The 14429-nt window shown below is 40.0% G+C and carries 12 protein-coding genes; 7 read left to right on the forward strand and 5 right to left on the reverse strand.

Translation table 11 applies throughout. The annotated features are described in order from the left end of the window. Positions 1–18 precede the first annotated feature (18 nt). On the reverse strand, positions 19–1512 hold the full coding sequence (locus E4O04_RS11445; protein ID WP_253708115.1) for a sugar ABC transporter ATP-binding protein: 1494 nt from the start codon (positions 1510–1512) through the stop codon (positions 19–21). A 112-nt stretch (positions 1513–1624) separates the two neighbouring features. Then, a complete protein-coding gene (locus tag E4O04_RS11450; RefSeq protein ID WP_253708117.1) occupies positions 1625–2836 on the reverse strand; it encodes a substrate-binding domain-containing protein in 1212 nt (403 codons plus the stop codon). Positions 2837–2955: 119 nt separating this feature from the next. Here E4O04_RS11450 and E4O04_RS11455 point away from each other — a divergent pair, with 119 nt between their 5' ends. After that, positions 2956–3834: an acyl-[acyl-carrier-protein] thioesterase gene (locus E4O04_RS11455; protein ID WP_253708120.1), complete on the forward strand. Its 879-nt coding sequence runs from the start codon at positions 2956–2958 to the stop codon at positions 3832–3834. Between the two features lie 70 nt (positions 3835–3904). On the opposite strand, the gene E4O04_RS11460 is transcribed toward E4O04_RS11455, so the two are convergent. Together E4O04_RS11460 and E4O04_RS11465 are read right to left on the reverse strand one after the other, a co-directional pair. After that, positions 3905–5590, reverse strand: coding sequence for a S26 family signal peptidase (locus tag E4O04_RS11460; protein WP_253687128.1), 1686 nt, complete (start codon positions 5588–5590; stop codon positions 3905–3907). Between the two features lie 110 nt (positions 5591–5700). Further along, positions 5701–6642: a PD-(D/E)XK nuclease family transposase gene (locus tag E4O04_RS11465; protein WP_253708124.1), complete on the reverse strand. Its 942-nt coding sequence runs from the start codon at positions 6640–6642 to the stop codon at positions 5701–5703. A gap of 133 nt (positions 6643–6775) precedes the next feature. Between E4O04_RS11465 and E4O04_RS11470 the strand changes: the two genes are divergently transcribed. From E4O04_RS11470 to E4O04_RS11495, 6 genes are all read left to right on the forward strand, one after another. After that, complete coding sequence (locus E4O04_RS11470) at positions 6776–8551, forward strand: proline--tRNA ligase (protein WP_253708127.1); 1776 nt, start codon at positions 6776–6778, stop codon at positions 8549–8551. Between the two features lie 12 nt (positions 8552–8563). Next, on the forward strand, positions 8564–9598 hold the full coding sequence (locus E4O04_RS11475) for a DUF7954 domain-containing protein (RefSeq protein ID WP_253687123.1): 1035 nt from the start codon (positions 8564–8566) through the stop codon (positions 9596–9598). 29 nt (positions 9599–9627) lie between these two features. Next, complete coding sequence (locus tag E4O04_RS11480) at positions 9628–10512, forward strand: 1-acyl-sn-glycerol-3-phosphate acyltransferase (RefSeq protein WP_253708130.1); 885 nt, start codon at positions 9628–9630, stop codon at positions 10510–10512. A 25-nt stretch (positions 10513–10537) separates the two neighbouring features. Then, positions 10538–10933, forward strand: coding sequence for an acyl-CoA thioesterase (locus tag E4O04_RS11485; protein WP_253687120.1), 396 nt, complete (start codon positions 10538–10540; stop codon positions 10931–10933). A gap of 81 nt (positions 10934–11014) precedes the next feature. Next, complete coding sequence (locus tag E4O04_RS11490; protein WP_253708133.1) at positions 11015–11986, forward strand: metal ABC transporter substrate-binding protein; 972 nt, start codon at positions 11015–11017, stop codon at positions 11984–11986. A 62-nt stretch (positions 11987–12048) separates the two neighbouring features. Continuing rightward, on the forward strand, positions 12049–12708 hold the full coding sequence (locus E4O04_RS11495; protein ID WP_253687118.1) for a DUF1361 domain-containing protein: 660 nt from the start codon (positions 12049–12051) through the stop codon (positions 12706–12708). Between the two features lie 182 nt (positions 12709–12890). On the opposite strand, the gene E4O04_RS11500 is transcribed toward E4O04_RS11495, so the two are convergent. Then, a complete protein-coding gene (locus tag E4O04_RS11500; protein ID WP_253708136.1) occupies positions 12891–14336 on the reverse strand; it encodes an aminoacyl-histidine dipeptidase in 1446 nt (481 codons plus the stop codon). Positions 14337–14429 lie beyond the last annotated feature (93 nt).

Raw genomic sequence — 14429 nt, forward strand, 5'->3', positions numbered from 1 at the left:
TACTCCTTAAAATAGTTCCTACAAATACTTAGCCGAAAGCCTGAGCAGGGTTTCTTGATCGGTTTCCCTGGTGTTTACGATACCTGCAAGGCGGCGGTTGGACATAACGGCGATGCGGTTTGTGATCCCTAAAATTTCGGGCATCTCGCTCGAAACGACGATTATGGTTTTACCCTCTTTGGCCATCTTGATAATAAGCTGATATATTTCGTACTTGGCCCCTACATCTATACCGCGGGTAGGCTCATCCATCAAAAATACATCGGGAGAGCGCTCAAGCCATTTTCCGATGATGACCTTTTGCTGATTGCCTCCGCTCAAGGCCGAAATACCCTGATCGGCCGAAAGACAGCGTGTCCTCATGGTGTCTATTTCCCTGTTTGCGGCTTCACGCATTTTGCGGTTTGACAAGACACCCATAGTTTTATAGCTATTCAAATTGGTAATTACCGTGTTAAATTCAATTGTGTCCTTGCCGAACATTCCGTTTAATTTTCGTTCCTCTGTCAAAAGGGCAAAGCCGTAAGCCATAGCCTCTTTACTGCTTTTAAAATTAAGATATTTATCGTTAATACTTATGCTTCCCGACTCTATGGTGCGGATTCCGAAGAGGGCTTCCAAAAGCTCGCTCCTTCCGGCTCCTACAAGCCCGTAGAGGCCTAAGATTTCTCCCTTCCTTACGGTAAAGGAAATATCTTCCAAAACGGGAGCATATTTTGTTTTTAAGTTTTCTATTTTTAAAAAGTCTTCTCCGGGAACATTATCCACATCGGGAAAACGCTTATCCAGAGAGCGGCCGACCATGGCCGCAATAATTTCGTTCATATCGGTTTCAGCTATGGGTTTTGAAAGAATCATCTTGCCGTCCCTTAAAACGGCAACCTCATCGCAAACCTCAAAAACCTCATCCATCTTATGCGAAATATAAATAAATGAAACGCCTTTTTTTTGCAAGGCTCTAATTATCGAAAAAAGTTTTTTTACTTCCCTTTCGGTTAAAGAAGAGGTAGGCTCATCCAATACGATGAGCTTTGCATCATAGGAAACAGCCTTTGCTATTTCAACCATCTGCCGCTGCGAAACGGACATGGTGCGCATTATTGTTTTGGGATTGACATTCATATTGAGCGAAGAAAAAAGAGAACTTGCAGATTCAAACATTTTTATTTCGTCAACAACACCTAAGTTGGTCGGATAACGGCCTAAAAATAAATTGTCGGTAACGGTTCTGTCAAGACAAAGATTAAGCTCTTGATGAACCATAGCTACTCCGCTTTCAAGAGCTTCTTTAGGATTTTTAAATTCGATTGATTTATTTAATAAAGAAATGGTACCCTCATCCCGTGTATATATACCGAAAAGGCACTTCATCATGGTGGATTTTCCTGCTCCGTTTTCTCCCATAAGTCCCATTACGGAGCCCGGTTTTACGGTTAAGTTAATACCGTCCAAAACCTTATTTTTTCCGAAAGATTTTGAAAGGTTTTTTATTCCAAGAACTACATCACTCATCCCAAAGATCTCAACTCCTTTTAAAAGCCTCTTATTTAATTTTAAGGCAGGAGAAAAATTCCCCTGCCTTAAAACCATCAAAGATTAACGGCAGTCTTAAATTTAAGACTCATTAATACTTTAACTTGTCGGTGTAATTTGAACCTGAGTTCGTTTTTACCATGTTTACGGCAAAGGCATCAAAGTTGTTCAAGTTTGTAAATTTATCCAAACAGCTTGATTCGTTTTGTCCGTCACCTTGAACGATTGTCAATTCAATGTTCAAAAGGGGAGCATAGTATTTTAATGCAGGCAAGTATGAAGAAGAAAGGAAATTATCGCCTGAGTTATAAATCGTTAAAAGAACCTTCTTTTTGGGAGCATTTGTCTGCTTGATTCCGGCATCGCGTGTTCCGCCGAGGTAGTTCTTGTAGTTAGCCTTTGTAACACCTGAGTTGGCAGCCATAACAGCCTTTACATCAGCCCAGTACTGAACGGGAGCCGAAATTTTATTGCCGTAAGAGTCTGCAGCCGTAATACCCTTTGTGTATACATCAGTTCCCTTTAAACCGTCGAGCAAGTTGCGCAAAACCTGTAAGGTTGCAGTTGCCTGAGCATCAACGTTCTGAGAAACTGTTCCTGTAAGAAGGCCCTTGCCTACAGCTTCGATAGCATCTGCGTTTGCATCATAGCCGAAAATCGGAACACCTGCAGGATAGTTTGAAGCCTGTAAACAGCCCATTGCCATACCGTCATTGTTTGAAACAACCATATCGATCTGATCGGCAAATTTTGTTGCCCATCCGCCCATGGCTTCTGTTGCAGCATTGGCATTCCATGTAGAACCGTCTGTTCCTGTCATGGCCTTTCCTTCAAGCTCGATAACATCAAAGGTTTTACCTGCGATTGTTACGGAACCCTGCTTTGTTTTACCGGGATCGGTGGAACCGGCCCAAGTTCCCAAAGCCTTTCTGATTCCTTCAGTTCTGGCCTTTGAATCGTTGTGTCCTACATCGCCGATACAAAGAACATAACCGATGATGCCGTCTTCATTTCTGTCAAGTGAAGCATCTGCCGAAGCAAGAAAATCGGTGATAAGTTTTCCCTGAACCGCACCGCCGCCTGCGGCATCAAAACCTACATAATAGGTCTTGTCGTTCCAATTCATAGAAGTCATATCGATTTTTCCCGTTGTCGGATCTGAAGGCTGTCTGTTAAAAAATACCAGAGGCTTATCCTTGTTAAGAACTGCATTTCCGTTTCCGCCGCAGCTTACAACAAAAACAGCCGACACAATAAGAAGCCCAAAAAAAACTACTTGTGCAAATTTAGAAAAAGATCTCATAAATACGCACCTCCTAAAATATAATTGAGTGTGAGTATATTATATTTTATAAAATATGTCTATATAGGGTTAAAGCTCTTCCCTAGAAACAATTTTAAAAAACTGCTATAATCCGGCCTATGATTATAGACAATAAATACACCATCCGTCATAAGATCCTAACAGGAAACATAGACGGAAAATGCAGGGCTACACCCATGGAATTTGCTCTTTTAGTTCAGGAATTGGCAGCAGGGCATTACAGTACAACGGGGCTTTCCATCCCTCACTTACAAAGAATGGGAATGACCTGGGTTATAACAAAACAACATTTTGAAATTGCCGAATATCCCCTTTGGATGGATGATCTAATCGTTCAGACTTGGGCACAGCCGTCTAAGGGCTTTTTTTGCTTTAGGGACTGTGCCTTCTTTTATGCCAAAAACGGAAAAAAAACTTCCATTGATGAGGCCTTTGAAGAAAAATTCCGTATTGAAGAAGGGAGAGAAAAGAACTTATCCATCGAAGAAGAATTTAAAGAGCTTAAAAAGCCTATTTTTAGGGCAAGCTCATGTTGGGTAATATTGAACGCTGAAACGGGACAGCCTGTAAAGCCTGACGAAAAAACTATGCGAAATTTAAGTTTCAATGATGAACATCTTGAAGGTAAGGTATTTGCAAAGATTGCCATACCCGAAAAATGGGATATCGAAGAAAATTTCTGCCCCACCCTCTTGGATATAGATATGAATTCCCATGTAAACAATTTGAACTATATAAGGTGGATTCTTTCATACATGGATGCGGACTTTTGCAAGGGAAAACTATTAAAAACCCTTGATACCAACTTCATTTCGTCTGCCATGTATGGTGAAGAGCTTATATGCAGATCAAGCCTTTCTAAAAACGTCTGTATTCACTCCATAGTGAGGGCCAAGGACGGAAGCGAGGTTTTCAAAGCCCGTTCCGAATGGGCTGACGAAAAAGAACTTGCACGTGAACTAAAAGTAAAAGGCTAAACAGAGCAGCACGAATTGAAACTTTGAAAAAAAGCCGCATAAATTATGCGGCTTTTTACTTAAACTAAATTTATTTTACCAAACCGAAACGGGCTCTGGGAAAAAGAATCAGGTTTACGGTTCCCAACATTCTCGAAGAATGAATATAGCGGGGGGCCACATTTGTTACAAACATCATCGACATGGGATCATCTTTATTCAAAGCTTCCAAGTGGTATTGATACTCGTGCCTCATGTCCGTGGAATTAAATCGGTTATCTCCCATCATAAAATAGCAATTTTCAGGGATGTACTCTTCTTCCCCCTTAGGAAATTCATCCATGTTTCTTTGAGATGAGAGGGCCAAATAATACAGGTACTCACCAAGCTCGTTTATAATAGCTTGACGCTCCGCATCCGAAGAAAAGGCAGCCTCGCTCACATTGGCCTTATAAAGTTCCGCGTTCCTTACAAGAAGCCTTCCAAAGGTCAATTTTACAAGAACATTGAGCCGGGCATTTCTCATCTCGTATAAATTGTGGGAATTTTTTTCGGCAGATTTTTTCCATGAGGTTAAAAAGTTTTCAAACCAGGTAAGTCCGCCGTCGGTAGTCAAAATCTTTGAGGCTATTGCCTCGTTATCGCGGGCCATTTGAGTAACAAGATATTGAGCCTTGCTCAAAAAGTCTTTAGCCGAAAAAATCTTATCGGGTTTAGACTTTATTTCCTTCATCTTTTTAACAAGGGTAAGAGCCTCAGCTTCTGCCTCATCGAAATTTACCCTTGCTCTCCAAGCTTCCACAGATTGAAGCCTGTTTAGGTCTTGGGTATTCATTTTTACGTCTTTTACATATTTTAAACTTGACTGCGGAAGTTTGGATAGATCCCAAACGGCGTAGGTACTTTCATCAAAGGCCTTAAAATCCTTTTCGCCGGCTTTCTTTATGTAGAGCACTCCGTCTACAAGCATAAGTTTTTCTCCGCCCACACCTACGATTCTTTTAACCAAGGGATCGGCCTTTATTCTTCCGCTTTCATCCTTGTTGATATTTACCATAGTAAGGGTTAAGTATTGAACCAGCTGGGAAGTAAAAAATTTAAGCTCGTTATTCGGGTCATTCTCATAATGAGGATTGCGGATTATAACCACGTCTCCCCTCTTATAATTATAAATTTGGGGAAAACGGAACGATGAAAGAGGAAAAGTAGGGCCCGAAGCGGCCTTAAAACCTGCAACCCTGTCTCCTATCATAAACTGCTGCACCATGGATTCTGAAGGAATAACATAGAGCTGCAAAACAAAAACGCTAAAAAGTAGGACTATACAGGCAGCCTGCAATATTGCATCAGCCCAATCTAAAATTTCCGAAATAAAAGAGCGCTTTTTTTTAGGTATCTCAGGTAATTCAGGAAAATACTTAGAAAGCCTTTTATCCTTTAATCTAAACAAAAGAATTCTGTTGTAAATAACTAATACAATCCAATAAAGGGCTAAGACAGCATCAAGAGTAGACCTATCCTCTCCGCTTTGAGAAGCCCTGGACATAATAAAGCAGGCCATAAAAATATAGGGCACATATTCCATAGTTTTACGCATTATAAGCATAGTACTTACAGTCTTTTTCTTAAAAAAAGAAAAGGTAGAAAAAGCTTTCCAAAGAGAATAAGCCGAACCCAAGGCCAAAGCCGCACCGGCAAGGCCTGAGCCGTTTTTTATAATTAACAAGATTGAAAATACAAAACTTAAAACCGATTCTGCGTAAAAAAGAACTGACATGAAAACTCCTGATAATTTCTATATTAGCTAACCGCCTAAACAAAGGGCTATAGGCAGCGGATTATATCACTTTTTTGTATTTTGTGCTATAGTTTTGAAAGACCCGTTTTTTATAAATTATCTATTTCTTCTATATTCAGGCCTGTGATTTTACTGATCTCTGTAAAAGGATATTTAAACATCTTCATTAGTTTAGCCATCTCAAGTATTTTTTGATATGCACCGTCAGCAAAACCTTCTTTTTTGCCCTGCAGCATGCCCCGCTCAATTCCTTGTTGAATTCCTTGTTCAATTCCTCGTTGAATTCCCTGTTCAAACCCCTCTGCACGGCCTTCGGCTAAGCCCTCTCTTCTTGCGTCAGCTCTTTCCGCTTCTAAAAGCATTTGATACTTTTCTCGAGATAGTTCTCTAGCGATTTGTCTTTCTTCTTCTGTTACCATCAGGAGTGTTTCCTCTGCCATTCTTATACCCTCCTCTAAATTACATAGTTTTTCCAACATTCCGCTCTTTTTATCGTCTTCATAATTAGCCAAAAATCTTATCCAAAAATCTTTTAGTGTGTATTTTTCCAGTTTCTTTCGTATAGTATAACCTATTAAGTCATTTAATTCAATGTAAAGATACTGAATAACGGAATTTTCAGACATTTTTGCCAGTTTCGCATTTTTAGGCACATTACATCCAAAAACCGAAATACTTATAGCATATAAAGGATCATCCTTTTTAGATTCCAACTTCAAAAAACGAGAAGCCAAACGTAAAAGATACATTTGGTTACGCCTTGGATAGTTGCTTTTCCAAAATTGCTGCATCTCAAGGTTGATAATGAGACCTGAATCGGTTTTAATCAAAAAATCAAGATGATAGGTTTCTCCATTCGGAGCATCCCTAATAAGTTCTGTATTTAAAATATCCGCTTTTTTGATTTTACCGTAAGAATCTTCCAAAAAAGCATTTAAAAAACTTATAAGAGCCTTGTTGCCCTGTTCTCCTTTTGAAAACATTAATTTGAATACCCAATCCGTTTTGGGATTTAAAATTTCCTGTTCCATATTAATTTATGCCTCCATTATTATTGTATATTTTTTATGCAGTATAAAGTAAAATTAAAAAAAACATCTTAAATTTTATCCTATAGATTTTTTTAAGCAAAAGCGGTACAATAATTTTTTTGGAGAAGTAATTATGAAGATGACGCAGATGTATATGCCTACCTTGAGAGAAATCCCGAATGAGGCTGTTGTTGAAAGCCATAAGCTGCTTTTGAGGGCAGGAATGATAAGAAATTTGGCAAACGGGCTTTTTGCCTATCTACCCCTCGGCTTAAAGGCCTTTAGAAAGGTCGAAAAAATTATCAGGGAAGAAATGGATGCAATAGGCTGTCTCGAATTTAAGCCTCCCGTAATCGTTCCGGGCGAAATTTGGCAGGAATCGGGAAGATGGGATTCTATGGGGCCTGAACTTTTGCGCATTAAAAACCGCTTAAACCAAGAGTTGGTAGTAAGCCCCACGGCCGAAGAAGCCTTCACGGCTCTTTTAAAGAACGAATTATCATCTTACAAAAACTATCCGGTCTTAACCTATCAGATTAACACAAAATACCGCGACGAGATCAGGCCCCGCTACGGGCTTATGAGAACCCGCGAATTTACAATGAAGGATGCTTATTCTTTCCATACAAATGACGAAAGCTTAGATGAAGCCTATCTCAGCTTTGAAAAAGCCTATGTAAAGATTTTTAAGCGCTGCGGCCTTACGGTAATAGGAGTTAAAGCCGATTCGGGGGCGATGGGAGGAAGCGGCTCGCAGGAATTTATGGTAGAGTCTTCCGTAGGAGACGACACCCTCCTTCTCTGCCCTTCTTGCGGTTATGCAGCAAATGAAGAAAAGGCTGCCTGCGCACCCGATAAGGAGCAAGGTTCGGCTTCTGCAAGTAATATAGAAGAAATCGACACACCAAACATAAAAACGATAGAAGAACTTACGGCCTTTTTAAAAACGGAAAGCTCTTCTTTTATAAAAACCTTGATTTACCGCATAGAAAATTCCGAAGTACTCGGTAATGCAGAAAATAGTAAAAAAAGAGCGAAAGAGAGCGATGAAGAAACTCACCTGGCAGCAGTCTGCATAAGGGGCGATTTGGAAGTAAACGAAGCAAAGTTAAAATTCTCCCTTAAAGCCTCGGAAGCAATCCTTGCAAGCGATGCCGAAGTCGAAGAAGCGACAGGAACGGTTGTAGGCTTTGCAGGCCCCGTAGGCTTAAAAAACATTCCCGTAATTGCCGATGAAAGCGTTATGCTCATGCACGATGCAGTAACCGGAGCCTTAAAAAAAGACAAACACCTTATTCATGTGGAGCCTTCAAGAGATTTTACCCCTGCCCATGTCTTTGACCTCCGCACGGTAAGAGAAGGAGATAAGTGCTCCGTTTGCGGCACTCCTCTTTACACTAAAAAAGGCAATGAACTCGGCCACATCTTTAAGCTGGGCTATAAGTACACCAAGTCGATGAATATGACCTACCTCGATGAAAACGGAAAACAGCAGCATCCCTCGATGGGCTGCTACGGCATAGGGCTTGACCGCCTTACGGCTTCAATCGTCGAAGAACACCACGATGAGGACGGAATAATCTGGCCTATGAGCGTCGCCCCCTTTCAGGTTGCCATAGTTCCCATAAAATACGAGGGCGAAATGCAAAAAGAAGCCGACCGCCTCTATGACGAGTGCAAAAGAAGAGGAATTGAAGTTCTCTTGGATGACCGAAAAGAAAGAACCGGCGTTAAATTTAAGGATATGGATCTCATAGGCATTCCTATAAGGCTCGTAGTCGGCGAAAAAAATCTTCCCAATATCGAATTTAAACTGAGAAGCAGTTCCGAAAACAGCTTGGTCAATAAAGATGAAGTGATGGATTTGGTGGAAAAAAACGTAAAAGAAGAACTTGCAAAATTAAGCTAGAGGCTTTTTAAGATGAAAAAGATTTTAAGTTTAAGCTTTTTACTTTTTTTCCTCCTGACGGCAGCCGGTTTTCGGCTTGCAGCTGAAGAAAAGTCAGCATGGGAGGGTACGGAATCGGGTGATTACGTTATATACCAAGACCTTTCATGGAAAGAAGGCACTTGGGCAGGTTTTTTATATTACAATGACAATGAGATAGGAAGCTTCTTGTGCACCTCAAACGGGAAGGTCTTTGCAAAGGTTCTTTTTAGCGGAGAAATTTTGGATGGGGAATTCGTAATCACAGGCCAAAACAACATTTCGGGTATCAACACGGATCCTGCCTACACCTATGCCGTAAACTATCTTATGGGAATGCTCCCAAAACTATATTCGTGGAAGTCTCAAAACCTGATTGAAAGCCTTGTAATAAAAACGGGCTCCAAAACGGTAAATGAAGAACAATTCGGAGGCGAAAGCGAGGTAAAACTCCACTCTTACATTCCACTCTTTCATGTAAAAGAAATTTTAGATTCCGATAAGAACAAAGCCTTTGAGCTGGTAGAAATGGGAAAAACCGGGGACGAAAAAACTTTTTTTGAGTTTACCCCCAAAGAAGAAACTAAACAGCTTGAGACCAAATTCGTTTTAAACCCTAAGGCAAAAAAAGAGGAAAGAAGCGTTGACGGGGTTAAGCTTTCTTTAGACAGCCAATGGACGCAGATAGCAGACAATACTTTTTTTATGGGAAATGAGGCCTTTTTAAATGTAAACACAATAGACTTAAAAACTATACCCGGAGCAAAAGGCAGGGAGACGGATTTTTTAATAAAATACTTTTCGTCTTCAGGTAAGCTGTCCAAGGTACTTGCAAAAGATACGGAACTCAGCGGTTCAAGCAAGAAATTTAAGGTCATAAACAACGTCTATGATCTTGAAACAAAGAGCATAAAGCACGATATTAAATTGATAATAAAAAGAGAAAATTCAAAATATACTGTAGTAAGTTTGACTGTCGATAAGGCTTCGTACCAAAAATACAAAGATTATTTTGACGGTTTATTTTAAATTCTAAAAAAACTTTATGGAGGTTCAAAATGCAGCAGACTTTAATGGAATATGTTAAAGACCTTTTACCGGAAATTGCAAAACATACTATGAAAAATCCTGCAGTTACACCAGAAAACGTATTACAAAAAGGTAATCCCGCTCTTTCTAAAATTCTTGATGAGATGGTAGACGATCTCGCCCTTGAGAATTCGGAATTTAGGCATCCGGAACATCTGGAAGAATTTTTGGATGAGGTAAACAAGGGTAAAAAGGGAATAATCCTTGCAGAACACTACAGTAATATGGATTACCCTGCTTTTATGCATCTGATGAAAAAAACAGGCCCCAAAGGAACTGAACTGGCAGAAAAGTGCATCGCAATGGCCGGCTTAAAACTTGGAGAAGATAATCCCTATGTTGCAGCCTTTGCAAGTGCCTATGACCGCATTTATATCTATCCCAGCCGATATATCAAATCAATTAAGGACCCGGAAGTTTTGGCAGAAGAATTAAAGAGGAGCAAGATGATAAACCTCGCTTCAATGCGGGCTCTCGAAAAAGCAAAAGAAGAAGGCCGGGTAATTCTTGTATATCCTGCAGGCACAAGATACCGCCCCGGAAATCCCGAAACAAAGAAGGGGGTAAAAGAAATAGATTCTTATATTAAGATGTCCGATATAATGCTCCTGATATCGGCAAATGGAAACTGTCTGCGCATTTCCGATTCCGGAGATATGACAGAAGATACTATCCATAAAGATAGACTCATCTTTGATGCCAGCCCTATCATAAACTGTCAAGAATATAGAGAAAGGGTCAAGGCCGAACATGCAGAACTTACAGGAATAGATAAAAAACAAGCCGTAGTCGATCAGGTAATGGCAGACCTTGAAAAAATGCACGAAGCAAACGAAATCGGAAGACTGAATTAAAAAGTTTTTATAGGAAGGGAAGATTGTGACACATACGTTTTATGTTGAAGTAAGAAGCTACGAGCTTGATGCTTATAATCATGTAAACAATGCAGTTTACCTAAACTATCTGGAATATGCCAGAATGCAGTTTTTAAAAAAAATAGGCTTTGACTATGTAGGGATGATTGAAGAAGGCTACATGCTCTATGTATCACACATAGATATTAAATACAAGCACTCTGCCAAACTTTACGATAAACTGGCCATTGAGGTTACCCATATGGATTTAGGTAAGGTGTCGGGGACTTTTTTACAGGTAGTAAAGAATGAAGAAGGAAAGGTTTGTGCAGAAGCAAAGGTAACCTGGGCCTGTGTCGACAGCACAGGACGGCCTGTTAAAATCCCCGAAAAGTACTTGGTTCCCGGCCTTCAACCTTAAAAATTTAATTTTAATTCTTGACTTAATTTAGGCACGGTATTATATTCTATTCCGTCTTAAAAAATTACCTATGGAGTTTATATGAAGTCTGTATTAAAAACATGTTTATTTATTGCTATCCTTTCATCGATAAATGTTTTTGCGATGGGAGCCAAAGAAATGCCCGATAATGGAAAAAAGAATGTTGCCGTTACCTTCGATGCAATGAAGGAGCTTACTCAGGCTGTTGCAGGGGATAAGGTTAATATTTCGGTTATCATCCCGCCCGGAATGGAGTCTCATGATTTTGAACCTAAGGCCAAGGACCTTGCCTTCTTGTCAAAGGCCGACATCTTGGTATACAACGGCTTAGGCATGGAATTTTGGCTTGAAGATGCTTTAAAAGCCGTCAACAACGGAAAGCTGATTATGGTAGAAGCAAGCGCAGGAATTGAACCGATAAAATCCGGTCACCACCACCATGATGAACACGGCGAAGATTGCGACTGTGAAGCTTGTGCAGGAGAGCACGAACACGGCAAGGGGCATGAGCACTGCCACCACGGAGAATTCGATCCTCATACGTGGCTCAGCCTATCTTCGGCAAAAATTATGGTTAAAAATATCGAAAATACTCTTGCAGCGGCAGATCCGGCAAATGCAAAAAGCTATCATGAAAATGCAAGTAAATATATTTACGGCCTAGATACCCTTTTAAAAGAATATATAGAAAAATTTTCTAAGCTTAAAAACAAACACTTTGTAACGGGGCACGCAGCCTTCGGCTATCTTTGCAGAGACTTTAGCTTGGAGCAAAATTCGGTCACGGATATCTTTAATGAAAACAAGCCTAATCCGAAAGAGCTTGCAAAACTGGTAGACTATTGCAGAGAGCATAAGGTAAGGGTTATCTTTACTGAAGAAGCGGCAAGCCCCCTTGTTTCAAAAACCCTTGCTGCCGAGCTTGGGGCCAAGGTTGAAAAGATTTATACAATCGAAAGCCCCGAGGATAACAAGAGCTATCTTGAACGCATGAAAACGAATTTAATGCGGATCTATGAAAATCTAAAATAAAAAAATCAGGCGGTCTTTTCAATGCAAAAAAGACCGCCTTTATCCTAATTGTTGGAGAATAAATGAGCCATTACTTTAAAAATATATTCAAAATAAAAAGCACCTTTGCTCTAATGTTCTTATCTTTTTTTTGCATATTTTTATCTGTTTGCAGAATTTTTATTGCAGAAAATTATTTTTTACTTTTCTTGGTTTGGAATTTGTTTTTAGCCTTTGTCCCTTGGTTTGTTTCTTCAATATTATACCTGTCAAAAAATAACAAAAAAGTAATTTTTCTTATTTTTTTGCCGGTATGGCTTATTTTTTTTCCTAATGCCCTTTATATAGTAACCGATTTTATACACTTAAAAACGGCAGCCTCATCTATGAGATGGTATGATTTAATTCTTTTATTTTCATATAGCTTTACAGGACTTTTTTACGGCTTTGTAAGTTTAGACTTTATCGAGACAAAGATTAAGGCTCTTTTTAAGTTAAGGTTTCCGCAATTTTTTTCTGTTCTTGTAATCTATATTTCAGCCTTCGGCATCTATCTAGGAAGATTTTTACGCTGGAATTCATGGGATGTTGTAACAAATTTGAGCTCTGTACTATCGGATCTTTTTTTACCCATAAAAAATCCTTTTATCCATGCCCGCACATGGGCCTTTATCCTATTGCTGGGAACGCTTTTTAATCTTCTTTACATATCATACAAGAGTTTTGACGAAAAGAAAATTTAGATTTTTACGGTTATTTCACTTGACAATTACAATAGTTATGATACAATTAAATTAGGAGGGAGATGTGAGCATCCGCCCTTAGGCGGTTCAAAGCACAACTCCCATAAGGGGCATGACTTCATGCCCCTTTTTAGTTTTTAATAAGGCCCGGTAAACCGGACCTCAACTTTTGTTCCTTATTTCTAGTTCTTTAATTCGGCAAGATATGCCAATAAGAACTTCCATACACGTTCTACAGAGGCGATTTCCATGTGTTCATTAGGCGTGTGCACGTCATGCAGATTGGGACCGAAGCTGACAGCGTCAACATTGGGGAGGGTCTTCTTTAAAAGGCCGCATTCAAGCCCTGCGTGTATTGCCGTAATAACCGGTTCCTTTCCGTTAAGTTTTTTGTAAACATTAACGGCCGCATCTCGTACGGGTGAATCGGGGCTGTATTCCCAAGCGGGATATTCCGAAGCTTTTTTGAATTCGGCTCCGCAGCGTTCGGCGAGAATCCTAAGGACATCTACAATTTCATCAAGGGCACTCTTTACGCTGCTTCGTACAGAGGTCGTAAATTTGATTCTTCCGTCGATTGCTTCCAAAACGCCGTTATTTAAACTTGTTTGAACAAGCCCGGGGATCTCCATACTCATGTATTGAACACCGTTGGGGATACCGGCCATAAAGTCTATAATGTTTAGGCTGAGCTCTTTTGTAAACATTTGGCCGGAAGGATTTTGAGCTTCGGCGGCGGCAAGACTTAAAAGTTTATCCACAGCCCTGTACTCGCCCTTAAAATCGGCCGCCATTTTTTCGACAATCTTTAAAACGGCATCCGTATTTTCAACGGCTATTACTGCATAGGCATCCTTTGCAATTGCATTGTGCTTTGAGCCGCCTGAAATTTCTACAATATTGATTTTTTCGTTTTGTTTGATGTTGTACAAAACACGGCCCAAGAGCTTGATTGAGTTTGCCCTCTGCTTGTTTATCTCGATACCTGAGTGCCCTCCGAGAAGACCGCCGACAGTAACTTTTAAGAATTTACCCTTTGCGGCCTCTTTCTTTATATCGAAGAAGACATGAATGTTGGATCCTCCCGCACAGCTTACCAAAAATACGCCTTCTTCTTCCGAGTCGATATTTAAAAGCCGTGTTCCCTGAAGATGCTCATCGGTAAGGGCCATCGCTCCTCCCATTCCGGTTTCTTCTTCGGTCGTAATTAAGACTTCAAGAGGCGGATGGGGAATATCCTTTGAATCGAGAAGGGTAAGAGCGTAGGCTACGGCTATACCGTCGTCTCCGCCGAGGGTGGTCTTATCTGCATAGAGCATTTCGTCTTTTACAACGAATTTAATCGGGTCTTTTAAAAAGTCGTGGTTTGAAGAAGCCTCTTTTTCGCAGACCATGTCCATGTGTCCCTGAATAATAACCGTCGGAGATTTTTCATATCCTGCAGTTCCGCTCTTCTTTATGATAACGTTCATAGCCTTATCTTGATGTACTTCAAGATTTCTATCTTTTGCAAATTTTACAAGAAAATCGCTGACAGCTTTTTCATTTCCGGAACCTCTCGGTACCTGAGAGATCTCGTAGAACCATTTAAATACTTCTTTAGGTTCGGTGTTTTGTAATGGGTTCATTTTTGCCTCCAAATTATTTATGTTTTAGGCTCTTAGTATATTATAAAATACAAAAAAAAACAATATAGAAATTAATATACTTACCATGTGAGT

The sequence above is a fragment of the Treponema sp. OMZ 799 genome (genome assembly GCF_024181365.1).
Taxonomy (GTDB): domain Bacteria; phylum Spirochaetota; class Spirochaetia; order Treponematales; family Treponemataceae; genus Treponema_B.